Annotated in this window: 20 protein-coding genes and 3 tRNA genes; 6 read left to right on the top strand and 17 right to left on the bottom strand. The window is 27.1% G+C overall.

What is annotated here, in order from left to right; all coding sequences use genetic code 11:
* Nucleotides 1-3: 3 nt before the first annotated feature.
* From ASKIR_RS02985 to ASKIR_RS03000, 4 genes are all read right to left on the bottom strand, one after another.
* A complete protein-coding gene (locus ASKIR_RS02985; RefSeq protein WP_066350119.1) occupies nt 4-915 on the bottom strand; it encodes a cation diffusion facilitator family transporter in 912 nt (303 codons plus the stop codon).
* Between the two features lie 3 nt (nt 916-918).
* On the bottom strand, nt 919-1557 hold the full coding sequence (pdxH, locus tag ASKIR_RS02990; RefSeq protein WP_066350118.1) for a pyridoxamine 5'-phosphate oxidase: 639 nt from the start codon (nt 1555-1557) through the stop codon (nt 919-921).
* 10 nt (nt 1558-1567) lie between these two features.
* The gene (locus tag ASKIR_RS02995) at nt 1568-3067 is read right to left on the bottom strand and encodes an HD domain-containing protein (protein ID WP_228137882.1); all 1500 of its coding nucleotides are present in this window, start codon (nt 3065-3067) and stop codon (nt 1568-1570) included.
* A gap of 193 nt (nt 3068-3260) precedes the next feature.
* A complete protein-coding gene (locus ASKIR_RS03000; protein WP_115588448.1) occupies nt 3261-4637 on the bottom strand; it encodes a PhoH family protein in 1377 nt (458 codons plus the stop codon).
* 103 nt (nt 4638-4740) lie between these two features.
* Between ASKIR_RS03000 and ASKIR_RS03005 the strand changes: the two genes are divergently transcribed.
* Nucleotides 4741-6444: a bifunctional diguanylate cyclase/phosphodiesterase gene (locus tag ASKIR_RS03005; RefSeq protein ID WP_066350115.1), complete on the top strand. Its 1704-nt coding sequence runs from the start codon at nt 4741-4743 to the stop codon at nt 6442-6444.
* Between the two features lie 12 nt (nt 6445-6456).
* Here ASKIR_RS03005 and ASKIR_RS03010 read toward each other — a convergent pair whose 3' ends face one another.
* From ASKIR_RS03010 to ASKIR_RS03060, 11 genes are all read right to left on the bottom strand, one after another.
* A complete protein-coding gene (locus ASKIR_RS03010) occupies nt 6457-6966 on the bottom strand; it encodes an NADPH-dependent FMN reductase (RefSeq protein WP_066159195.1) in 510 nt (169 codons plus the stop codon).
* A 71-nt stretch (nt 6967-7037) separates the two neighbouring features.
* Nucleotides 7038-7113: transfer RNA gene (locus ASKIR_RS03015), tRNA-Phe, on the bottom strand.
* A gap of 12 nt (nt 7114-7125) precedes the next feature.
* Nucleotides 7126-7210 (bottom strand) — tRNA-Tyr (locus ASKIR_RS03020).
* 22 nt (nt 7211-7232) lie between these two features.
* Nucleotides 7233-7307 (bottom strand) — tRNA-Gln (locus ASKIR_RS03025).
* 72 nt (nt 7308-7379) lie between these two features.
* On the bottom strand, nt 7380-8120 hold the full coding sequence (locus ASKIR_RS03030) for a hypothetical protein (RefSeq protein ID WP_115588449.1): 741 nt from the start codon (nt 8118-8120) through the stop codon (nt 7380-7382).
* Nucleotides 8121-8122: 2 nt separating this feature from the next.
* Nucleotides 8123-10231 (bottom strand): hypothetical protein, encoded by a 2109-nt coding sequence (locus ASKIR_RS03035; RefSeq protein ID WP_115588450.1) that lies wholly within the window; start codon nt 10229-10231, stop codon nt 8123-8125.
* Nucleotides 10232-10239: 8 nt separating this feature from the next.
* Nucleotides 10240-11175, bottom strand: a complete 936-nt coding sequence (locus ASKIR_RS03040; RefSeq protein WP_115588451.1) for a hypothetical protein — start codon at nt 11173-11175, stop codon at nt 10240-10242.
* Nucleotides 11176-11177: 2 nt separating this feature from the next.
* Nucleotides 11178-12668, bottom strand: a complete 1491-nt coding sequence (locus tag ASKIR_RS03045) for a UvrD-helicase domain-containing protein (RefSeq protein ID WP_170256911.1) — start codon at nt 12666-12668, stop codon at nt 11178-11180.
* 106 nt (nt 12669-12774) lie between these two features.
* Nucleotides 12775-15927 (bottom strand): efflux RND transporter permease subunit, encoded by a 3153-nt coding sequence (locus ASKIR_RS03050; protein WP_115588452.1) that lies wholly within the window; start codon nt 15925-15927, stop codon nt 12775-12777.
* Between the two features lies 1 nt (nt 15928).
* Nucleotides 15929-16966 carry an efflux RND transporter periplasmic adaptor subunit gene (locus ASKIR_RS03055; protein WP_115588453.1) on the bottom strand — a complete coding sequence of 346 codons (1038 nt, stop codon included), beginning with the start codon at nt 16964-16966 and terminating at the stop codon, nt 15929-15931.
* On the bottom strand, nt 16963-18198 hold the full coding sequence (locus ASKIR_RS03060; protein ID WP_115588454.1) for a TolC family protein: 1236 nt from the start codon (nt 18196-18198) through the stop codon (nt 16963-16965). Before ASKIR_RS03060 ends, ASKIR_RS03055 begins: the two co-directional genes overlap by 4 nt.
* A 101-nt stretch (nt 18199-18299) precedes the next feature.
* Here ASKIR_RS03060 and ASKIR_RS03065 point away from each other — a divergent pair, with 101 nt between their 5' ends.
* Nucleotides 18300-18782, top strand: coding sequence for a MarR family winged helix-turn-helix transcriptional regulator (locus ASKIR_RS03065; RefSeq protein WP_066161798.1), 483 nt, complete (start codon nt 18300-18302; stop codon nt 18780-18782).
* On the opposite strand, the gene kdsB is transcribed toward ASKIR_RS03065, so the two are convergent.
* The gene (kdsB, locus tag ASKIR_RS03070; RefSeq protein ID WP_115588455.1) at nt 18779-19501 is read right to left on the bottom strand and encodes a 3-deoxy-manno-octulosonate cytidylyltransferase; all 723 of its coding nucleotides are present in this window, start codon (nt 19499-19501) and stop codon (nt 18779-18781) included. The genes ASKIR_RS03065 and kdsB overlap by 4 nt on opposite strands.
* A gap of 83 nt (nt 19502-19584) precedes the next feature.
* Here kdsB and polA point away from each other — a divergent pair, with 83 nt between their 5' ends.
* The 4 genes from polA (at nt 19585) to ASKIR_RS03090 (ending at nt 24782) form a co-directional block, all read left to right on the top strand.
* Nucleotides 19585-22269, top strand: a complete 2685-nt coding sequence (gene polA, locus ASKIR_RS03075; RefSeq protein ID WP_115588456.1) for a DNA polymerase I — start codon at nt 19585-19587, stop codon at nt 22267-22269.
* A gap of 42 nt (nt 22270-22311) precedes the next feature.
* A complete protein-coding gene (locus ASKIR_RS03080) occupies nt 22312-23289 on the top strand; it encodes a calcium/sodium antiporter (RefSeq protein ID WP_115588457.1) in 978 nt (325 codons plus the stop codon).
* A gap of 80 nt (nt 23290-23369) precedes the next feature.
* Nucleotides 23370-23879 carry a hypothetical protein gene (locus ASKIR_RS03085; protein ID WP_066351074.1) on the top strand — a complete coding sequence of 170 codons (510 nt, stop codon included), beginning with the start codon at nt 23370-23372 and terminating at the stop codon, nt 23877-23879.
* A gap of 54 nt (nt 23880-23933) precedes the next feature.
* The gene (locus ASKIR_RS03090) at nt 23934-24782 is read left to right on the top strand and encodes a TIGR01777 family oxidoreductase (protein WP_115588458.1); all 849 of its coding nucleotides are present in this window, start codon (nt 23934-23936) and stop codon (nt 24780-24782) included.
* A 6-nt stretch (nt 24783-24788) separates the two neighbouring features.
* Here the strand turns inward: ASKIR_RS03090 and argC are convergent, their stop codons facing one another.
* Entirely contained in the window at nt 24789-25739 is a 951-nt protein-coding gene (gene argC / locus ASKIR_RS03095) for an N-acetyl-gamma-glutamyl-phosphate reductase (protein ID WP_115588459.1), read from the bottom strand.
* Between the last annotated feature and the right edge of the window lie 44 nt (nt 25740-25783).

The raw sequence follows: 25783 nt of genomic DNA on the forward strand, positions 1-25783 counted from the left end.
CTTTTAAATATTACAGTTATTATTTAAATCATTTGTTAAAAAGTCATCGTAAGGTTCTAAATGAATACTTACAATCCACTCTCTTTTCTCATCTATTCTTTTTATCTCATCTTCTATTTCATGACTTATTTTATGGGCTTCCATTAGTGTAATCAAGCAGTTAAAAACTATATGAACATCAACAAAAAATTGATTAGAAGCCTCTCTTGTTTTTAAAAGATGGTATGAATTTACTTGAGGGCTATTTTTTATAACTTCCTCTATTTGAGAGACAATCTCTTTGTCAAGTGATTTATCTAATAAAACCAAAGTTCCTTTTTTGATTATTTCAAAAGCTGAGTATATAATATAAAATGAGATTAATGCTCCAAAAATAACATCAAAAATCTCATACTCTGTAATAGATACTAAAACAAGAGATGCTAAAACAGCAATATTGCTTAAAACATCAGTTTTATAGTGTAAAGCATCAGCTTTTATAATCATAGATTGAGTCTTTTTTGAAACATAATTTAAATAAGTAACCAAACCTATTGTTATAATTAAAGATAGAATCATAACATAAATTGAAATATCTAAATATTGAGAAGTCTCTCCTAAAATAGCCTTTTTTACTGCATGATATAGAAGAAAAATCCCAGAAAGAGTTATTATAACTCCTTCAATTACCAAAGCAAATGCCTCTATTTTACCTCTTCCATAATTAAAATTTTTATCAGCTGGTTTTTCTGAATTTAAAACAGCAAAATAGTTAAATATAGATACAAACATATCTAAAATAGAGTCAACAGCAGATGCTAAAACTGCAACAGAGCCACTAAATATTCCAATTATTAGCTTAAGTAGAGTTAATATTGCAGCAACAGTAGAGGATACTATTGTTGCTTTTTTTTGAGGTGAAATTTTAATATTCATAATTTATGGCGCCAATCTTGAAATAGTCCAGCTACCATCTTCTAGTAAGCTATATAAAAATCTATCGTGAAGTCTATCTTCTCCACCTTGCCAAAACTCAATTCTTATTGGTTTTAAAACATATCCACCCCAAAAAGATGGTAGTGGAACTTCACCTTTTAAAAATTTTCTTTTCATCTCATCAAATTTTTGCTCTAAAAGTGCTCTTGAGCTTATAGTTTCACTCTGTCTTGAAACCCAAGCTCCAATTTGGCTACCTTTTGGACGACTTAAAAAATATTTAAGTGAATCAGCCTTTGATATTTTTTCGATATTTGCTTCAATTTTTACTTGTCGCTCTAATGGTAACCAAGTAAAAAGTGCTGCAACTTTTGGATTTTCTTCTATTTGTTTTGCTTTTTTACTATCATAATTTGTGAAAAAAACAAAGCCTTTTTCACTAAAATATTTTAGTAGAACAGTTCTAGCACTTGGCATCATATTTGCTCCTACAGTTGCAAGACAAAATGCGTTTGGTTCTATTAATTTTTCATTTATTGCATCATTAAACCAAATTTCAAACTGTTTAAAAGGATTTTTATCTAAATCTTTAATATCAAAATTTTTTGTTGTATATTTTCCTCTAATATTTGCTAAATCCAAATTTGACTCCTTAATCATCAAAAATATTAAATAGTATCTGTTTTAAATCATTTTTCATATCATCTAATAAAACTTTTTTATTTGAATAGATATAAAAAGGAACTGTATTTCTCATAGAGTGTTTTAATCTTTTTCTTAAAGTTGAAATCTCATCAATATTTATAAGCTCTTCTGTATCATACAAAAAGAAATCTTTTGCAATTCCTAGATTAAAAGAGACTATTTGATATGCAAAAAAAGATTCATCTTTTTCATATTTTTTTACAAAATCTTCCAAGGCAACTTGTAGTTTGTTTAATCTATTTTGAGTAATAAATCCAAAACTCTCTCTAAATTTATATCTTTCAACTGTAGAAAAATTTAATACTTTATAAAAATCATTTAAATTTTTCCAATGACTTTTAAATCTTCTTTTACCAAATAAAACCTCTTCAAAACAGTATAAGTATTTTATATCTTCTTTAGTTAAAAGCTCTTTATTTCGTAAATCAAAATATCTATTTTTAAAAAGTGAAATTAACCAATTTTCATCTAATAAAGAGATAGTATCCAACTCTTTTTCTCTATTTTTATTTTTAAAATTCCAAAGCATTGATATTGAGTTTGAAAGTTTATCATCCTCTTTTTGATCTTTAAAATATTCATTTGATAGATATTGAACAACAGTTTCAAGCAAAGAGTCTGTTTTTGCAATTCCATCATTAAAAATAACTTTTTTATATAGATTAAATCTCATCTCCAACATATGCTCAATATCAATTAAGCTTGTATCAAAAAAACTCAAATAAAAACTACTCTCTTTTTGTACTAAAACAGCTTGTTTTGTAATTCTTATATGATCATTAGCACCTGTTATATAACCACTTGCCAACATATCTCTGTTTATATAATCAAGTCTATCAGCATCAACAGTGCTATCTATAAAATTGTGTAAAACTTTAAAATCAAAATTTTCAAAAACTTGCTCCTCTAAAATTAAAAGTGCTAATTTTTTGATTAGTTTTATATACTCTTTTTCACTCTCTTTTGAAATTAACTCTTCAAGCTCATAATCAAAAAGAAGTTTTAATAGATTTTGACCAATAGCTTCATGTAAAACCTCTTTGTCATTGTTTGTAATCTCTTCATAATTTTCTTTAAATATCTTCTCTTTATTTAAAAGCTCTTCATTTTTCTGCTCTTTTTGTTTGATTGTTTTATAAACTTTTTTTAAAGCATATTCAACTTGATGAGAGAAAGGAAGATGTCCAACATCGTGAAGAAGACCAACTACTCTTATGGTTTGTAAAAAAATAGTATAAGTTGCTCTTTGAGATTTTGATTTTGTTGGAATTGTAAATTGATATAGTGCTTTATTGTCAAAATACTCCATATCATCAATATTGATTTTTAGATTATCTTTTTTAATAATAGAGATTAAAACTTTTTTCAAAGATGCCAAAAAATCATTTTTTGTACTCTTATTTGCATTTAAAAGAGCATTTTTAAATAAAAAAGCACTTAAATGCATTGTTCCTAAACTGTGAATAAATCTCTTTGTTGTAATTGATGGGTATGAAAAGTATGCTAAAGCATTTTGGGTAATAAATTGTAATCTATTTAAAATTTTTGTTTGAAGAATTTTATCTTCAAGCTTTGTATATTCAATGTGATTGTAAATAGTGTCGTTAATTAGTCTATTGTGTATTTTATATCCTTTTTATTTATTGATTTTTATTTTCAAAAATTCTCTCTGTAAACTCTGCAAACTTACCACGAACAGCTTTTTCAAGCTCTATTGCAAACATTTTAAGTTCACTATGAGTTTGTGAAGTCTGTTTTAAAAGAGTTGTTAATCCGTTATTATATTTGTTTAAATATAAATTGTCTATTTGTCTATTTGAACCAATTACAATTGCCATACAACTCTCATCAAGTCTTGAAAGTATTAGTTGAGTTGTTTTTTCACTACTATTTTGCCACTCATCCATAATTACAATAGAGGCTGATAATGTTCTTCCTCTAGCTTCCCCTGGCCATAAAGTCTCTATACAATATTTTGTCTGTAACTCTTCTACTTTAGAGCTTATTGATTCTAAATTTTCTCTATTTTCACTCTTTTTTAGATGTTTTTTAGCAATAAACTCCAAAGTATCATATAAAGCCATATTGTAAATTCTAAACTTCTCATCGTTTCCAGATAAAAAGCCAACTTCAGCACCTTTATCAAGTGATTCAATTGAGTTTCTTACATATACAATTTTGTCATATAAACCCAAATCAATCAATCTCATGGCACTTATAATTGACATTAATGTTTTACCACTTCCTGCTTTTGCATCAACTACAAGTAAGTCAAACATATTTGACAAAATCGCTTTACAAAATAGTTTTTGTTTTAGATTTACGGGTTTTATATTTAAGGTTTTAAAATCACTCTCTTTTAAAATATCAATTTTGCCATTTACAATGGTTGCATACTCAATATTTCCATCATCACTCTCAAATGAGTATGAAAAATTTTCAATCTCATAATTATCATCTACTAATTTAATATCTTTATTCTCTAAGCTATTAAATAAAGATGAATCAAGTTTTAAGCTCTTTAAAAAATTAAATTTTGGAACTGTAGATTTATCATCATGTAAAGTCTCTGTTTTAATCCCTTTAAAAAGGGCAAAAGTTCTAGCATAAACATCAAGTGATAAAAATATAGTTTGACAACCTTTAAAATACTCTTGAGCAATAGAAGCAACTTCAATAATTCTTTTATCATTTGATTCAGAGATATGAATCTGCTCAATTGAAGTATCATATCTATCTTTAGAGATAATATTAATATTTATATCATCATCATAAAGTTTTACAACTTTAAAACCAGTTTTATAATCAAGCTCTTTGATCTTCATCTTAGCTAGTAATCTTGCAAACTCTCTTGAATAAAAGCCTAATTCATTTGTCAGTTTCTTTTTGTCCTCTAGCTCAAGTAAAACTGTTTCAGGAATAACAATATGGTTAGTTTTATTGTCTGATATTTTGTAGAGATTTTGAAGATTTTGTAAGATGATATTTGTATCTAATACATATACTTTTTCTTTCATAGTAAAATTTTATCACAAATTAATATCAAAAAGGTTACATAAAATATAGTTTTTAAAAAACTATAGTATAATCTAATTCTAATTTTTAAACAAAGGCATAAGATTGGAAATTATTTTTATAGCTTTATTATTGATAATTGTTTTTTTTCTAGTTGTTTTAATAATAATTAAATATAAAAGTAGCCAAGAGATGCAATCTGAAATCGAAGATTTAAAAAGAAAAAATAATATTTTAAGACAGTACAATAAAGCTACAAAAACATCAAACATAATTTCAAATAGCGATTTAAAAGGAAATATTACCTATGTAAACGATAAGTTTTGTGAAGTTGCTATGTATACAAGAGAAGAGATAATGGGTAAACCTCACAATCTTTTAAGAGGTGAACCAGATGGAAAAATATTTAAAGAGATGTGGGAAACTATTCAAAGTGGAAAAGTTTGGAAAGGAAATCTTAAAAATACAAAAAAAGATGGAAGTTTTTATTATATAAATACAACAATATCTCCAATTTTTGATGAAAATGGAAAAATCTTTGAGTATGTTGCAATTAGACATGAAATTACAGATTTGGTTCAAAAAACAAATGAGTTAAATAGAATTTTAAGAGAGGATTATTTAACAGGAATTGGAAATAGATATAAACTTATAGAAGATATTTCAAAAAAAGAGAGTTTATCTATTGCACTATTGGATATTAAAAATTTTAGTGAATTAAATGATTTGTTTGGATATCAATTTGGTGATATGGTATTAAAGTTAGTTGCTAGAAAAATTGAGGATTTAATAAAAAAATATAAAAATTATAGTGTTTATAGAGTAACTTCAGATGTATTTGCTATTTTAGCTCAAGATGTAAAAAGAGAAGATTTTATAGAGTTTGTTAAAGAGATATCTTTAATTGTTTCGGAAAAACCTTTTAGTGCAAATAGAAGACAGGTCTTTATATCACTTGCTTATTGCTTCTCATTTGAAGAGAAATCACAACTTTTAGAGAGTGTAAATATAATAAGAAAATATGCTAAAAAACATAAAAATCATATCATTTATGATAAAAATCTTAATATAGAAAAAGAGTATGAAAACAATATTTACTGGACACAAAGAGTAAAAACCGCTTTAGAAAAAGAGCAAATAATACCTTTTTTCCAAGGAATTTATAATTTAAAAACTCAAAAGATAGAGAAATATGAAGCTCTTGCAAGATTAAAAGATGATAATAGCACAATAACTCCTTACTTCTTTTTGGATATATCTAAAAAATCTGGACAATATAAAGATATTACAAAAAGTGTGATAGAGAAGAGTTTTGAGTATTTTAAAGACAAAGATTATGAATTTTCAATTAATCTTGCTTTTGAAGATATCTTAGATGATGAGGTAAAAGAATTTTTAATCAAAAAAATAGAAGATTATAATATAGGTTCAAAATTAGTTGTAGAGATAGTTGAGAGCGAAGAGGTTGAAGATTTTGAACTATTAAATGAATTTTTAGAGCTTTTAAGCTCTTATGGATGTAAAATTGCAATAGATGATTTTGGAAGTGGATATTCAAATTTTGAGTATTTAACAAAAATGAGAGCAGATTATATAAAAATTGATGGCTCTTTGATAAAAGATATTTTAGATAGCAAAGGTAATCAGAATATTGTAAGTATGATTATAGGTTTTGCAAAAGAACAAGGATTTAAAACTATTGCAGAGTTTGTATGGAGTAAAGAGATTTTTGATAAGGTAGAAGAGTTAGGGGTTGATTATATTCAAGGTTACTATATAAGTGAACCAAAAGAGAATATAGATGCTTAAGAGAGATATCTCTTAAACATCTGATAGTTTTACAAGAGCCTTTAAAATCTCTTGTGCACTATCTTTATTTAAAGCTTTTTCATAAGTTGTTAAAATCTCTCTAGCTAAAATATTTGCACCTAAGTGTTGAAACATAATTCTCATAGCTTGAAGTCCTTTTTGACCTCCACCGCCACTGTGTGTTGCAAGAGCAACTATTTTATCATTAAATGCATCTCTCCAATTTTTTGTTGATCTTGAAGTCCATGCCATTGCATTATTTAATACAGGTGGCATAACTCCATTGTACTCAGGTGCAACTACAATAAAAGCTTTTAAATCCATTATTTTTGTAGTTAAATCAAGTACAGATTCAGGAATACCATTTTTATCCTCTTCAACTGTGCTATATAGTGGTAAATTATAATCAACTAGATTTATAATTTCACTATCAAAATTTAATTCATCTGCTATATTTTTTAACTCATTTGCTAATTTTAAATTATTATTAGAACTAGCTACTAATATTCCAATTTTTGACATTTTTAAATTCCTTTTATATTTTTTATAAGAGGTGATTATAGCTTAGATTTTATTAATTGAAAGTATTTTGATGGTGGTTCGAGACAGAATCGAACTGTCGACACAAGGATTTTCAATCCTTTGCTCTACCGACTGAGCTATCGAACCACAATCATAAAGTGGTGGTGAGAGAAGGATTTGAACCTTCGAAGCCGTAGGCGGCGGATTTACAGTCCGCAGGATTTGACCACTCTCCAACCTCACCATAAAAAAGAACTTAAATTAAGTGGATGGGGTAGAAGGATTCGAACCTTCGAATGACGGTACCAAAAACCGTTGCCTTACCGCTTGGCGATACCCCAATAATTTAAGTGGACGAAATTATAGTATTATGAATATTAAACTTTGATAAAAATATAGGCTTTTTATGAAATTTATTCATAAAAAGCAGGAGTTGGAGGAAAAGTATCAAATGCTCTTTTAATTGCAAAATCAACTTGATTTTTATTTTTAATATTTTGAGTTGGATGTGAAAATTGAAGATAGTTTATAGATTCAGGAATAGTTTTCTCTTTTTTATATACAAAAGCAACTTTTTTGCCCATTTTTTCACTATTTTCAAATATTGTTTTTGCATATTCAAAAATGTGTGGAAACTCTTTTTTATTTAATTTATCTCCCCAGCAAAAAAATACAAACTTTCCAGCTGGAACAAAGTTTTTTACATCTATATACATAATATCTCTATCAAACTCAGTATTCTGATTTGAGTTATATTTTTCTAAATCTTCATTGAATTTATTTAAAAGAGTGCTTGAGTCAATATGACCCTCTATTAGATTAAACAAATTTTTAATCTCTACAATTTTTCCTTTACAATGCTCACACATCGCTTGTTTAAAAGATGTTATGTAGCCTTCACTTTTTAACTCTATTAACTCATCAAAAGAGTTAAAATCTTGTTCTAATAAAAATTTATTAGAGTCATAACCAAGAGGTGTAACAACTGGATTATATAAAATCACTGTTCCAATTATATTTTTTTTTCTACTCTCTTTTGTTTTTATTAACTCTTTAAACTCTTTTACACTTATATCATTTTCTCCAAAGTACATATAACTTTGAGTTAAAAAAACCTCTTCGTACATTGTTTGAATTTCACCAAAATATTGCATTTTTATCCTTTATTATCTCTATTTATATATGTTTTAAAGTCACCACACTCTTGAATTAGCTCATTATAATATCTTGTATCTTTAAAATTATTTTGTAAAATATTAAAATATCTTGAACCACTATTTTCTAAAAATTTTTCATAAAACTCATCAGAACCATAGTTATAAACACTATTTTTTTTCCACCAATTATTCTCTTGAGGATATTTATCGTAGTTTAAATCAAAAATAGCCAATTTTGTCTTTGCAATTAAATATGTTATTTTAGCATTTAGCTCTATATCTTTAGAGTTTTCTAAAGCTTTTTCATAATAATTTATTGCAAGATTTAATTTTTGCTCTTGAAGTTTTGGAGTGTGAACTAAATAGTTACTTCTATAAACAGTTGTAACGCTATTTATATTTCCAAAGTGGCTTAGGTTGTACAAACTATTTGCTAATAGGAAGTTATCCATAACACTATTTGGATTTTTTTCTAACTCATTTTCTATTTTAATAACTCTTTGCAAAAACTCTCTTATAGTAAATGGTTCTTTTTTACCACTTCTATTATTTCCACGAATTAGTCCATTAAAAGGGTTGAATTCAACTTTTGTTTTATCCAATATTTCAAAATTTGTATCAAGAGCCTCTTGAAATTTTAAATTGTTTATTAAAACTGTAATTTTTGCAAAATCAAAACTACTCTTATTTGCTGTAACCATTTTTTTAAATTTAGTTTGTAAAAATTCTCTAAGTTTTGTATCTTGTTTTGTCTCTAAAAACATTTCAAATTTTTTAAAGTTCTCTAGGTCAAGATCTTTGTACTCTATATAGTAAAAGTTATCACTTAAATACTTTTCAAAATCTTGATTTTGGTTTTTATATAGATTTGATAGAGTGTTTAAAGTATATTTATATATATCAAACTCATTTTCATTAAAATGTGAAACTCTTTTATAAATCTCATCTTCAATACTACTATCTATACTTTTCAATGAGTTTAAATATAAAATATAAGATGCAACTTCTAACTCATGTTTATTTGGAAACTCTACTAATAATCTATCTAAAATCTTTTTTGACTCTTCATATTTTTTGAAATATATATTAAAGTGAACTAAACTTAAATCTACTAAATATCTATCATCTTTATCTATATTTTTTAAAAAATCAATATATTCACTATTTTCATTTTCATAATCTTTGTAAGCACTACCGTATGTGTTATGAAGAGTTTGAGATTTTAAAAGTTCTCTAAAAATAAGAAAATCAAGCCATTTTGAATTTTTATCTATATTATATATTTTTTTCATCTCTTCAAGAACATTGCTATTGTAATTTAAAGCTCTAATAGCATACATTTTTGTTTTTTCACTATCATCTTTTGCATAAGATAAGAGTTCATTAAAATACTCTTCAGAAGTTATATATTTAAAGTTATAAAAACTTAAATGAGAGTTTATACTATTTTCAAAAAGTTTTGAAAACTCATAAACTCCTTTTGCAATTTCATTGTTTTTTACTAAAGCACCTGCATATAAACCTTGAATCCAATCTTTTACAATTGAGTTGGAGTTATTTAATAGATAACTATAATTATTGTAAATATCTAAACTATTTTTTGTGCTATCTTTATAGTGAGATAATCTAAGTGCTATATAAAAGTATCTCTGCTTTAAAAAACTATTTTTTGTATCATCTATTTTATTCAAAGCTATTGGAATAAAATCTTTGCAATATGTAAAATCTTGATTGATGTAGGGATTATAAGTTACACAATACTCCTGCTCTTTTATAAATTTTAAATACTCTTGAAACTCTTCATCTAAAATTAACTCTTGATTTCTATTTTTATAAATAATATCTTCGAGCTCTTTTATTGAAAATCTATTTTCAAGTGCTACTTGCCACTCTTTTAGATTCTCTTTTTTATTTTTTATACTATATTTATAGATAATATCATTGTATGTTGAAGCGCTTGATAAATCATTTGAGTATTGTAAATATAGATTATCTTTGTTATCTAAAAAATGAAACTCTACATCTTCACTATTCCACCAATATCCACCACCACAAGAAAAAAGTGATAGTGATAAAGATATTGTTAATAGAACTATTTTAAAAATCATATATTTCCTTATTGTTCTAAAATTTGAGCAAGATTATAGCTATTTTTATATTTATATGTATAAAAAATAATCTCATTAAAATAGTTTTTTGAGTGTTTTAAAAAGTCAGATAATGCAATTTTTAAATCATTTGAAGTTACATAATCAAATCTTAAAATATCATCTTTATAGATATATTGTCCTTTAAAATAGTGACTTTTTAAAACTTGAAATCTATTCTCTCCTAAATCTTTAAAATTTTCATTGAAGTCCTCTTTTTTTATACCTTCAAACAAATTTATAGCTCTTTTATTTCTAAATTGTATAGCTTGAGAGTATAAAGGAAGAGCAAGTTTTAATTTAAGAGGGTAATTTTCAAAATTAAATAGATATTTTTTTGCTATATTGTTATCTAAAATATAGTTTTTTGTATTAAAATTTCCCAACTCTGACATATTGTAATACATTAAAACTCCATAATCAGCAGGTGGAATACCTGTTTGTTTATAGTATTTAATTTGATGCAATCTTAAAGTAGTGCTAATAGTTACTTTTAATTCATTTTTTAACTCTTTTAAAAATAAAAAGTAGTTATTTTTAGAGCTATCACTCCAGTCGCAATCTATTTGTAGTTCATTGAAATTAAAATTAAAGCTATTTAGAATTTTGATTATATCTTTGCTTAATCTTTTAAAATCAACATTTTGCATAGTTTTATTTGTAATATAAATTGTTGGAATAAAATCTTTTGGAGGATTTTTTATAAAGTTTGTTTTTATAATCTCAAGTTTATTTGAGTAGTCTATATCTAAAACTTTTATATATAACTTCTCATTTAAAATCTCATTTTTATAAGAATTTTCCCAAACATAGTATGAGATTTCAAATTTTTCACTATTTTTTGAGAAAATAAAAATAGAAAATATTAAAATAAAAGCTAAAAGTATAAAAATATATCTCTTCAAATTTACTCCAATGGTGGTAAAACTATAGCTTTTTTAGCTCTTGTAGCTGCTACATAAAAGATATTTAACTCTTCATTTATTTGAGTAAAGCTATAACTATTTTTACTATTTTCAATCTCTTTTTTATTAATAAAATCATTTGTCATAATAACTTGATCATACTCCATACCTTTTGCTTTATGTGCTGTTGTAAATATAATTTCAGCTTCATCTTTATTTTGACATAAAAGCTCTTTTGCTCTTTTATTTATCTCAAAAATATTATCACCATAAGTATTTATAAATTTTATAATATTTAAATAGTCTTGATTTTTTGTCTCTTTTGCAAAATTTTCTAGCTCATATATTGTGCTAAAACTCTTTATCTCATCCACAGATATTTTCTCATTTTTTCTATTTTTTAGATAAAAAATTGAGTAAACAGTTTGATTCATAAATGAGTATGATGAGTATCCACCTTCAAAAAATATCTTTTTATTTTCTTGGATATATTTTACTAACTCTTGAATTAGTGCAAATGATGTTCTTGAGATTATACAAATTGGTTTTGATTTGTCTAAATATCTATCTCCAACTTCTGTAGTTGTCTCAATACCATTTAAAACAAGGTTGTTTTTTCCATTTAAAGAGTAGAGTTTGTTTAAATTTCTCTCTAAATATTTTGCATAGGAGTTTGAAAATCTAAAACTAATAGTTAGATTATAAGCTGGAAGATCAATCTTTGCAAGAGCATTTGTTGCATATCTAAAACTATATATTTGTTGAAAACTATCTCCTACATATATACGATTTTTACCAAAACTTTCAACAATACTAATCATAACATCACTTATATCTTGTGCTTCATCAATTAAAATTAAGTCATAATTTAAATTTTTATCAAAATTGCTACTTAAATAGTACATTTTTAGATAAAAATCGTGAGTTGCATCTATTTTTCTATTTTTCATTGCACTTAAAACAACTTTTAGATGCTCTTTTAGTTTATTTTGGTTTTTATTTAAAACTTCTAAAAACTTTGCACTAAAGTCACTTTGTTTTATAAAACTATCAATTAATCTATTATCAAGCTCTTTAATACTTGAGTTACAATAAAAATTTACTAAATCTCTTAAAAGTGAGAGATACTCATTTGAAGCATAAAAGCTTTGATTATTTTCATCATATTCATAATAGCTAATAACTCTATCTAAAACAGTTGTTTTTAACTCATTTGTTAGATTATAGTTTAAAGCTCTTGTTCTTTTGTAAATAAATGAGTGAATAGTGCTTGATTCTAAATTTGGCACTTTGAAATTTTTTAATTTCTCTAAAATTGATGTTTGTAAAGATTTGTTATAAGCTAAATAAAGAATTTTTAAATGTGGATTTTTTTGTGCATATAGAAGTAGAGTTGTAGTTTTTCCACTACCAGCAACTGCATTTATTTTAAAAGAGCTTAATGTGCTATTTACAATATTCTCTTGTTCATTAGTTTTAACTATTTTTTGCAAAATTATGAAATCTTTCTTGAAGTTTTACTTTTTAAAAGTCAAAATTATACTATTTTAATCTTTATTAGAGATATGATTTATATTTTCAAGGAAGTAAAGAGTACTTTTAGTACTCTTTATTGTTCTCTTCTTCCTCTTTTTTTAACTCTTCAGCAATTGAACCCTCTTTTTCTCTACTTAATCTTGAGATTAAAATATAAAATAGAGGTATAAACAAAATTGCTATAAATGTTGCTGTTAGCATTCCTCCAATAACTCCAGTTCCAATTGAGTGCTTACTAGCAGCTCCAGCACCACTACTAATTGCAAGTGGCATAACACCAATTGTAAATGCTAGTGAAGTCATAATAATTGGTCTAAGTCGCACTTTTGCAGCTTCTAAAGCTGAGTCAATTAGATTGTATCCCTCTTTTCTTTTTTGAAGAGCAAACTCTACAATCAAAATTGCATTTTTAGCAGCCAATCCAGCAAGAACTAAAAGTCCAACTTGGAAGTAGATATTGTTGTCAAGTCCTCTTAAATTTGTAGCTAAAATAGCTCCAAAAATAGCAAACGGTACAGCTAAAACAACAGCAATTGGAAGCAACCATTTTTCATAAAGAGCTGCTAAAATTAAGAATAGGAATATAATACCAAAGATAAATGCTTGAGCAGAACTTCCACCTATTTGTTTCTCTTGATAAGCAGTTCCTACCCAAGATATTGTATATCCTTGAGGTAAAACCTCTTTTGAAACCTCTTCAATAGCTTTTAGTGCATCTCCAGAACTATAACCAGCTGCTGGTTGTCCTGAAACTTTTGCAGCTTGGAAAAGATTAAATCTTTCAACAATATCAGCTCCAACATCTTTTTTCAAAGTAACAAAAGCACTTAAAGGTAGAAGTTCTCCATTTGATGATTTAACATAAATATACTGCATATCATCAACATTTGATCTATATGTATCAATTGCTTGCATATTTACTTTATAAGTTCGTCCATAAAGTGAGAAATCATTTACATAAAAACTTCCATAAGTTGCATTTATTGTGTTATAAATATCATTTATACTAACACCTTTTGCTTTTGCTTTTTCAATATCTACATCCATTTTGTATTGAGGAATATTTGCAGATAGTGAAGTTCTAACACCCATTAACTCTGGTCTAGTTTGTGCTTTTTGTATTACAGCATTAACAACTTTTTGTAAATCTTCAACACTTCCACCAGTTCGGTCTTGAACATACATATCAAATCCACCAGTAACACTCATACCCATAATTGCAGGTGGAATAACAGCTATTGAAAATCCTTCACTAGTTTGCATTAATTGGGCACTAAATTTCTTTAAAAGTGCTTGAGCTGATTGACTCGATTCTGGTCTTTCGTCCCAATCTTTTAGTTTAATAATTGTTGCAACTGTATGTGTTCTTTGAGCTGATGTTGTAAAGTCATAACCAGCTAAAGTAATAATATTTTTAACATTTGGGTCTTTTGAAACAATAGCATTAATCTCTTCACTTAGTTCTATTGTTCTTGAAAGTGATGAACCTGGAGGATTAAATCCAAATATAAATATTGTTCCTTGATCCTCATCAGGTACTAAACCTGTTTTCATATCTTTAAACATATCGTATGATATAAATATTAACCCACCAAATAGCAACATAGATATTAAAGAGTATCTAATTGTTTTTTTAACTAAATATGAATAACCAGCAGTCGCTCTATCAAACATATTATTGAACCATTTGAAAAAACCTTTTGGTTCATGTTTTTTATTTTTTAATATTCTTACACATAGTGATGGTGTTAAAGTAAGTGCAACAAATCCTGAAATAACAACGGACACAACAATGGTAATAGCAAATTGTCTATACATCTCTCCACTTAATCCACCCATAAAAGCAACAGGTACAAACACAGCTCCAAGTACCAAAATAATAGCAATTAAAGCTCCTGTTACCTCTCTCATAGCTGCAAATGCTGCCTCTTTTGGAGTTTTACCCATCTCCATATGTCGTTCAATATTCTCAATAACAATAATAGCATCATCAACAACAATACCAATAGCAAGAACAAGTCCAAAAAGAGTAAGAAGATTTATACTAAACCCTAAAGCATACATTCCAGCAAATGCACCAATAATAGATACAGGAACTGCAATTAGTGGAATAATTGTAGCTCTCCAGTTTTGTAAAAATAGATATATAATTAATATAACTAAAATAAGTGCTTCAACAAATGTTTTAACAACTTCGTTTATAGAAGCAGAGATAAAATCTGTACTATCATAAGGAATAGTATAAGTCATATCTTCAGGGAAACTTTTACTAGCCTCTTCAAGTGCTTTTTTAATAGCAGCTGCTGATTCTAAAGCATTTGCTTCACTTTGTAAAAATACTCCAATTGGCAGTGAAGGTGCATTATTTAATCTTGTTTGCATACTGTAATTACTAGCACCAAGCTCTATTGTAGCAACATCTTTAAGCTTTAAACTACTTCCATCAGGATTTGAACGAATTACAATATTAGCAAATTGAACAGGGTCATCAAATCTCTCTGGAGTTTGAATTGTATATGTGTACATCTGTTTATTTGCAATTGGTTCAGCTGCAATTTTTCCAGCTGCATATTGATTGTTTTGCTCTTTTATAACAGCAATTACATCAGTTGTAGCAAGAGAGTATTTTGATAGTTTTGAAGGGTCTAGCCAAACTCTAATAGAGTAATCTTTAGCCCCAAAAATCATAGCATCTCCAACACCTTCAACTCTTTTTAGTGTTTCAACCATATTAAGTAGTGCATAGTTTGATAAATATATAGAGTCATAAGTGTTATTTGGAGATTGAAGCATAATAAATTGTAAAATACTAGGACTTCTTTCTCCTACAACAACTCCAACTCTTTGAACTTGCTCAGGCATTGAAGACAAAGCTGCTTGAACTCTATTGTTTACATCAATTTTTGCACTATCAGGATCTGTTCCTACTTCAAAATATACATTAATTGATAAATTTCCACTATCATCTGCTAAAGAGTTCATATAAATCATATCTTTAGCACCATTTATCTGTTGTTCAAGAGGAGCTGCTACTGTTTTTGCAATAGTATTTGCACTAGCTCCTGGATAGTTTGTACTTACAACAATTTGTGGAGGAAGAACTTTTGGATATTGTTCAATTGGTAAATTGAACATAGAAATAAGTCCAACTAGAAATATAATAATAGATAAAACACCTGCAAAAACAGGGTTTCTTATAAAAAATGCTGAAATCATACTATTTCTCTTTATTTACAATTTGAACTTTTGTGTTAGGTCTTACTTTTGCAATATTTGAAATAACAATTTTTTCACCACCACTTAGACCACCTTTTATAATAACACCATCTTTAATCAAATCTCCAGCAACAACTGGTTTTGGGTTTACAATATTGTTATCATCTACAACCATTACTATTGAACCTTGAGATGTTTTTAAAACAGCATTTTCAGGAACTACAAAAACATCACCTAAATCAAGATTACTAATTTTGATTTGTGCAAAATCTCCAACTAAAAGATCACCATTTTTATTATCTATTTTTGCTCTTAAAAGCAAAGTGTCAGTATTTGAATCTATTGTTGGAGATACAAAATCTATCTCTCCTTGATACTCTTTACTATTTAAAATAAGTGTTGTTTTTGCTTTGTTATCTTTTATCTGCTTTAAAAAGTTATTCATATCTGCTCTTGGAAGTGAAAACTCTGCATGAATTGGATTTGTATTTGTAACAGTTACTAAAACAGAGTTAGTTGCACTTGTTCCAACTAAATCACCAATATCTTGTCTTTTAATTCCAGCAATTCCATCTATTGGACTAGTTACTTGTGTGTAGTTGTATTGAATTTGTGCCTCATCAAGTGCAGCTTTTGAGCTTTCATATTGAAATGTAAACTCATCAAATTGTTGAGGACTAATCGCTTTTGATTCAATCAAAGATTTTGCTCTTTCAAAATCTTTTTTTGCTTTTGTAAAATTTGCTTTTTTCATATTTAAATTTGCTAAATATGTATCTGGTTCTATTTTATAAAGTAAAGATCCTTTTTTTACAAAATCACCTTCATTAAAATGTTTCTCTTTTAAAATTCCAGCAACTCTTGCTGTAACATCAACTTGTTCAATTGATTTTAAAATAGTAGGATAATTTTTTGTAGTTTTAAAATCTTTTTTCTCTACTTTAAAAACTTGCACAGGAAGTGCAGGGGCTTCATTTGCAAAAACTGTAGAAAAACTAACTGTTGCTAAAATTATTGATATTATCGATTTTTTTATCATTTTATATACTCCTTGATTTTCTCACCACTGTGGTAAATTATAGCCGCTTTTTTAATCTCTAAATCATTTAGAGCTTTTTTATGTAAACTTATTGCATTGTATTTTTCTGTTAAACTTTGTAAAAATGCAACATTATCAATTAAGCCATTTTCAAATTTTGATTTAATAACCTCATAAGCACTTTGTGCAGCTTTTACAGATGCTTCACTTGAACTTATTTTTGCTTTTGCTATATTATAAGCTTTTAGTGCTAATTTAAAATCAACTAAAGCTTTATTTTTCTCATAATCATAGTTTGATTTACTAGCTAGATACTCTTTTTGTTTAGATTGAGATTTAAATCTTGTCTCTCCAAAAGAGAATATATTCCAGTTTAAATTTGCACTAGCAACATTTTGATGATAAATTCCATTTCTCATATTTTCATCATCATAATCTTTGTCATAGTAGTTAAAAGTATTATTTAAAGTGATTGTAGGAAGATAGTCACTTTTAGCAGCTTTTGTTTCATAAGCCTTTGCTTGTGTATCAAATAAAAGTGCTTGAATATCAAATCTCTCATTAGGCTCTTCTTTATTTTCAATCTCTTTTATAGTTGAACCACTTGAAATAGTAACTGTTTGTCCTGTTAAATACTCAAGATTATGTAATATTGTAACAAGTTCAAGTTCAAGCTCTTGTAACTCAACATTTGAAGCTTCAAGTCTTGAAACTATTTTTTGATACTCATCCTCTGTTGCAGTTCCAGCTTCATAAAATCTTTCAATTCTATTTTTTTGAGCAACAAGTTGTTCTATCTCTTTTTGCTTAGCATCTTTATTTGCATCTAGTGATAAAAAGTTATAGTAGTGATTTACAACAGTTAAAGAGATATTGTTTTTAAGTGCTTCAAGAGAGCTTTCGCCACTTTTAATTGATGATTTATAGATATCAAAAGTATCTCCTCTTTTACCACCATCATAAAGAATGAAATCTACACTTCCATATGCATTTAAACCTTTTTTTGCAATTTGTTGTGCTGTATACTCTTTATCATTTATATAATAAGTTGTACCAACATTAAATTTTGGTAAATAACCACTTTTTATACTTTTATAATCCTCTTTTAAAGCTTCAAGATTTTGCTGTGAAGCTTTAATTAGTTGATTTTGTATTGATAAATCAACTAGTTCATCTAAAGTTTGACTATGTAAAAAAAGTGGTAATAAAAAAATAAAATATATCTTTTTCAAAATTACTCCTTTTAAAAATAAAAAACGATTTTATCAAAAATTGACTTAAAAGTATCTTGCTAGAAAGATATTTTTAAACTTAATTTAGCTAAACTTCCAAGATGAAAAAAAGACATATAGAAGATTTTTATAAAAAAGTTGTTCAAGAAGATAGATATGATGTATTTGCTTTATCTCTTCCTATTATATTGATTGCAAAACATCTATATCAAGAAGAGGAGAGTTTTTATAAACAAAATTTTGATCTTCTTCACTCAGAATTTGACGTTTTAGCATCTTTATATTTTGAAAACAATGAACATGCTCTAACACCAACTGAGTTGTATAATACAATGATATTTTCATCAGGTGGAATGACAAAAATATTAAAAAAACTTGAAGATAGAGGTTTAATAACTAGAACAACTTTAAAAGAGGATAAAAGAAAAATATTAGTTGTTCTTACACCAAAAGGTAAAGATATAATATTAAATTGTGTAGAGCAGAGGTTAAAAAGGCTTGAAAATACATTTAAAGATTTTAGTAAAAAAGAGAGAGAAGTTTTAAAAGGTAGTTTAAAAAAACTACTCTTTAGCGTGATTTAAGCTTTAAAAACTTTTAAAGCTCTGTTTAAATCCTCTTGTGTATCAATTCCAAAAGATTTTGAATTTACTTTTACCATTGCTATTTTAAACCCATTGTCAATTGCTCTTAATTGCTCAAGTTTTTCAATATTCTCTAATTTTGAAGAGTTTAAACTACAAAACTTATTTAAAGATTTTTTTGTAAATCCATAAATTCCTAAGTGTCCAAAATATGTTGAGTTTTCGCTATGATCTCTGTGATATGGGATTTTTGCTCTTGAAAAGTATATTGCATTTTCATATTCATCTAAAACAACTTTTACCAAATTTGGATCATCTGCATTTTCACTATTTATCTCTTTGTAGCAAGAAGTTATTAAAGTATTTTGACAATCTTTTACCTCTTTTACTCTATTTATTACAGCTTTTACAATATCAACTTCTATAAAAGGCTCATCTGCTTGAACATTTACAATAATCTCATCATCACTTAAGTTTAATCTATTTACAGCCTCATTTATTCTATCTGTTCCGCTATTGTGATTAACACTTGTCATAACAGCATCAAAACCGTGCTCTTTTGCCAAATCCATAACTTCACTACTATCAGTTGCAATTACAACTTTATCCAAAGAGCTTACTTGTTTTGCAGTTCTTATAACCATTGGAAGACCTAAAATATCTACCAAAATTTTATTAGCAAATCGGCTTGAATTTAGCCTTGCTGGAATTATTATCATCTTTTATCCTTTTAATATAAACCCATATTTAAAAGAGATTATTATATTATAAAATCTTTAAAACATATATTGAAAGAAGATTTATGAAAAAAAGCATCACAATAATTGATACATTCGGATTTTTATTTAGAAGTTATTTTGCACTTCCACCCTTGCGATCAAACAGAGGTTTCCCAACTGGACTTTTAACAGGTTTTATGAACTTTGTTGCTGGAATTGGAAAAGATTTTAAGACAGATTATATAGTTTTTGCTCTTGATGCAAAAGGGACAACTTTTAGAAATGAGTTATTTGATAACTACAAAGCTCAAAGACCAGATGTTCCAGAAGATTTATTAACTCAACTTCCAGTTGCAATATCTTGGGTTGAGAAAATGGGATTTAAAATAGCTATTAGAACTGGATATGAAGCTGATGATATGGTTGCTTCAATTGCAAAAGATGCAAAGGAAAAAGGCTTTGAGGTAAGAATTGTATCTCATGATAAAGATTTATATCAACTAATTGATGATGAAAATAGTGTATATTTGTTTGACCCAACTAAAAAACAGATTATTAATGAAGCAAAATGTATAGAAAAATATGGAGTAACTCCAAAGCAGTTTATAGATTATCAAGCATTAGTTGGTGATACAGCTGATAATATTCCAGGAGTAAAAGGAGTTGGTGCAAAAACAGCACAAACTTTGATAGAACAATTTGGAACACTTGAAAATATCTATGAAAATATTGAAAATATTGATAAAAAAAGAACAAAAGAGCTATTAATTGAAGGAAAAGATAATGCTTTTTTATCAAAACAACTTGTAACTTTAAAAGATGATTGTCACTTTATATCAAATATTGATGAGTTTTCATTGCCGCTTGAGAATCCAATTTTAAAAATAGCTTCAGATTTAGAGTCTTATGATATGCACAGAATCATTGAAAGAGTAAATAAAAATGGTTTAAATTATAAAACAGAAGTTCCAAAAAAAGTAGAAGATGAGAAAATTGAGTATATATTGCTTGATAATGAAAATGATTTAACTTTAGCAATAAATAAAATTCCAAGAGATGCAATAATTGCATTTGATACAGAGACAACTAATCTTGATACGGCAAAAGCAAAAATAGTTGGATTCTCATTTTGTTATGAAGATAAAAAAGCATATTATGTACCAATATCTCATAACTACTTAGGTGTTGGAAATCAAATTTCAATTGATGCTGCTAAAAAAGCAATAGAGATTTTAAACAGATATAAACTTGTTTTTCAAAACTTCAAATATGATTGGCAAATTGTAAAAAACAATTTTGATTTGGATTTAAAACTATATGCAGATACTATGATTTTATCGTGGCTTTTAGATACAAGTGAGAAAGTTGGAATAGATTATCAAATAAAAAAATATTTTCAAATAGATATGGTTTCTTTTTCTCAAGTTGTAAAAAAAGGTGAAGATTTTTCAAGTGTTGAGTTAGAAAAAGCAACACAATATGCAGCTGAAGATGCTTTGATGACTTTGAAACTATTTAACAAACAGCTTGAGATTTTTAAACAAAGAGGGGAAGATGAGCTTTTAAGTATAGCTTTTGAACTAGAGTTTAACTTTATTTATGTTTTAGCTTCAATGGAGCAAAAAGGTATAAAAATAGATGTAAAACTTCTAAAAGAGTATAAAGATAGAAGTTTAATTTATCTAAATGAATTAACTCAAAATATTTATGAAGCTTGCGAAGAGAGTTTTAATATTAACTCTCCAAAACAGTTGGGTGTGATTTTGTTTGAAAAACTGGGACTTGCATCTTCAAAGAAGACAAAAACAGGTTATAGTACAGATGAGTCTGTTTTGGAGAGCTTAAAAAATGAGCATAAAGTAGTTCCTCTTTTATTAAAATATAGAGAGGCTTTTAAACTTCACTCAACATATATTGAACCACTTTTAGAGCTTGGATTAAAAGATAGTGAAAATAGAGTTTTCTCTTCATTTTTACATACAGGTACTACAACAGGAAGATTAAGCTCAAAAAATCCAAATTTACAAAATATTCCAGTTGGGACTTTTAGTGATATTCAAATTAGAAGAGCTTTTATAGCACAAGAGGGTTATAAGCTTGTTGGAGTTGATTATTCACAAATTGAGCTTAGACTTCTTGCCCATTTTTCAAAAGATGAAGCACTTGTAAATGCATTTAAACAAGATTTAGATATTCACTTACAAACTGCTATTAAGATTTTTGGTGAAGATGAAGCAAAAGATAAAAGAGCTATTGCAAAAACTATAAACTTTGGGCTTTTATATGGAATGGGAAGTAAAAAACTATCAGATACTTTAGGAATTTCTACAAAAGAGGCAAAAACATATATTGACTCATATTTTGAAGCATTTAAAAGTGTAAAAGATTATTTTAAATCTATTGAAGATGAGGCTATTGAAAAGGGTTATGTAAAAACACTTCTAAATAGAAAGCGACTTTTTGATTTTCAAGGTGCAAGTCCAATGTTAAAAGCTGCATATTTAAGAGAGGCTGTAAATACGCTATTTCAAGGTAGTGCAGCTGATTTAATAAAACTATCTATGATAAATATTCATCTGAAATATAAAGATAATCCAAATGTAAAAATGCTTTTACAAATACACGATGAGCTTATTTTTGAAGTTAAAGATGAGTATGTTGATGAGGTAAGCAAAGATATAAAAGATATTATGGAGAGTATTTTTGTATTAAATGTTCCTTTAAAAGTATCTGTTGGTGTTGCTAACTCTTGGCAAGATTTAAAATAATTAAAAGTATACTTCCGAAAATTTATTAAGGAAGATATATTTATGATATTTTATCTACTAGCAATAGTATTAGGATTTGCTCTTTTAGTTTGGAGTGCAGATAGGTTTGTAGATGGTGCTGCATCAACAGCAAAGCATCTTGGAATGCCAAGTTTATTAATAGGTATTTTAATTGTTGGATTTGGAACAAGTGCTCCTGAGATGGTTGTTTCTGCAATAGCTGCTTATGAAGGAAATCCAGCACTTGCACTTGGAAATGCTATTGGATCAAATATTGTAAATATTGCATTGATTTTAGGAGTTACAGCTATTGTCTCTCCAATAATTGTTAATTCAAAAATAGTTAAAAAAGAGATTCCACTTTTACTTCTAATCGTATTGTTTACAGGGTATTTGCTTTTGGATAATAGTTTAACACTTTTTGAAGGAGTTATACTTTTAGCAGCTTTTTTTGCACTAATTTTATGGTCTGTTTATACAGCTTTAAAAAGTAGAGGCGATAGTTTAGAAAGTGAGATGGATATAGAGTTAAAAGAGCACTCTATGAGTTTAAAACTTGGTATTGTTTGGCTTGTTTTTGGACTTATTTTATTAATAGTAAGTTCAAGAATACTTGTTTGGGGAGCTGTTGGAGTTGCTGTTGAGTTTGGGGTTAGTGATTTAATAATTGGTTTAACTATTGTAGCTTTAGGAACCTCTTTGCCTGAACTTGCAGCTTCTGTAATTGCAGCACGAAAAGGTGAACATGATATTGCTATTGGAAATGTTGTTGGATCAAATATGTTCAACCTTTTAGCAGTAATTGGAATTGCTGTTGTAATTGCACCTATGAATAATATTCCACTTGAAGTTTTAAAAAGAGATTGGCTAATTATGCTTCTTTTAACAATTGCTCTTTTTGCTATGGCTTATGGCTTTAGAGGAAGAGATGGAAGAATAAATAGAGTTGAAGGAATAATTTTAATTCTTTGTTATATCGCATACAACACATATTTAGGAATGAGTTTGGTAAATAGTTAAACTTTTTTGTTATTTGTCCATCTTTATCAAATCATTATTTATATAAGTATATAATGATAAAAATTTTTTAAAGGGAAGATATGACAAAAGAGATGATTATGACAAAGCTTTTTCAGTTTTCAGCTCCAACATACTATAAATGGAAAAAACATGATAAAAGAAAGATAATTTCACTTTTAGAGTACGCTTTTAGTGATGATGATTTAATTGAGTATTTAGAACATGGAAAAATATCTAAGATTGAAGATATAGGAAATTTAGATTATCTTTTGGATCTATCTATGAAATTTTATAAATTTTTAAGACATATTACAAATTATAAAGTTGCAAAAAGAGTTTTAGAACTTTTAGAGAGTAGTTTTTTAGAGAGTAACAATAAGATACAAATAGATTTAATAGCAGAAAAAATATATAAAGAAGAGGAGTTTTACTCATCTTTAAAACTTGCTATATTAAATCTTATTCAAAAACAAGAACCTCTTGTTTTGGAGTATATCTCTAAAAATAGATTAAAAATAGAGAATGAATTTAATAAAAAAGGTTCAAAACTTATTAAAAAATCAGACTTTTTAATTCCAAGTATTGCATAAGTTATGGTAAATTACTGTTAAATATGAAGTTATAAAAAATTATAAGGAAAGCATATGAAAACTATTGCAATTTCTGGTGCTAGTGGATTTGTTGGACAAAGTTTAGTTGAGTTTTTTTCAAATAAAAACTACAAAGTTGTTCAAATAAAAAGAGAGGTTTTAAACAACTCTTCAAAGCTAGATGAGCTTATAAGTTCTAGCGATATTATTATAAATTTAAGTGGTGCAAATATTATAAATAGATGGAGTGAGAGTTACAAAAAACTTTTGATTTCAAGCAGACTTGAAACTACAAAAAAATTAACAGAATCTGTAAATAGAGTAACAAATAAACCAAAACTTTTTATATCAACTTCAGCAGTTGGAATATATGACAACAAAAAAACTTATGATGAAAATGGCTCTTTTTCAAATGATTTTTTATCAACTCTATGTCAAAACTGGGAAAAAGAGGCACAAAAAGCAAAAAACAGTACTACAAAAGTAGCTATTTTTAGATTTGGAATAGTTTTGGGAAAAAATGGTGGAGCATTTAAAAAGATGATTACACCTTTTAGATTAGGACTTGGTGGAATTATTGGAAGTGGAAAACAGTATTTTTCATATATTCATATAGAAGATTTAGTAAATATATATAATTTTGTTATTGAAAATGAGTTTGATGGTGTGTTTAACTGCACAGCACCAACTCCTACAACAAACTATGAGTTTACAAAAACTTTAGGAAAACTTTTAAAAAGACCAACAATTTTTCCTATTCCAGAGTTTGTTTTAAAACTTATATTTAGTGAAGGTGCAAAAGTTTTAAGTGATGGACAAAGTGCAGTTCCAAAAAGAGTTTTGGATTTGAAATTTAATTTTAAATATAAAAATATAGAAGAGAGTTTAAAAAGTTTAGTTTAAAAAGATTTAGAGTTTTATCTCTAAACCTTTTCTCTCTTCAAGTCCAAGCATTATATTCATACACTGAACAGCAGCTCCACTTGCACCTTTTCCTAAGTTATCAAGTCTTGAAATAACTACTAAATCAGTTTTATTTTCATAAACAGATATCTCAATACTATTTGTGTTGTTACATCTCATTGGATTTAAAAATCCATTTTCTAAATACTCATCATTGTTCTCAATAACTTTTATAAAAATCTCATCAGCATAGTAGTTTTTGTAAACTTTGATTAACTCATCTTTATTTAGAGGTTTTTTCATACTACTTTTTTCAATATATGACATTACAAGCATACCTTGCTTGAAGTTACCAACACTTGGAGTAAAAATTGGGGCTTTGTTTATTTTTAAGACATATTTCATCTCTGGAAGATGTTTATGATTTAATCCTAAAGCATAAGGTCTTTGAGCACCTATATTTTCAAAAGAACCATTTTCATAATCATTTATCATCTGTGTTCCACCACCACTATAACCAGTTATTGAGTGGCAAATTAGTTTATGATTTTTACTTAAAATTTTGTTTTTAAATAGAGGTTTCATAGCAACAATTAATCCACTAGCATGGCATCCTGGTACACAAACTCTTTTTGAAGTTTTGATTTTATCTCTTTGTTTGCTTGTAAGTTCAGGTATTCCATAAACCCAAGAAGGATTTGTTCTGTGTGCTGTACTTGCATCTATTACTTTTACATTTTCATTTGTTATTAAACCAACAGACTCTTTTGAGGCATCATCAGGAAGGCATAAAAAAACCAAATCAGCACTATTTAAAAGTTCTGCTCTTTTTTCTTTGTTTTTTTTATCTTTTTCATCAATTGTTAAAAGCTCTAACTCATCTCGCAAAACCAACATTTCATGGATTTTTAATCCTGTTGTTCCATGTTGTCCATCTACAAATACTTTAAATTTCATATCTTCCTCAATTTTTATTATTGTAATTTGGGATTTTATCCAAA

The sequence above is a fragment of the Aliarcobacter skirrowii CCUG 10374 genome, from assembly GCF_003544835.1.
GTDB classification, from domain to species: Bacteria; Campylobacterota; Campylobacteria; order Campylobacterales; family Arcobacteraceae; genus Aliarcobacter; species Aliarcobacter skirrowii.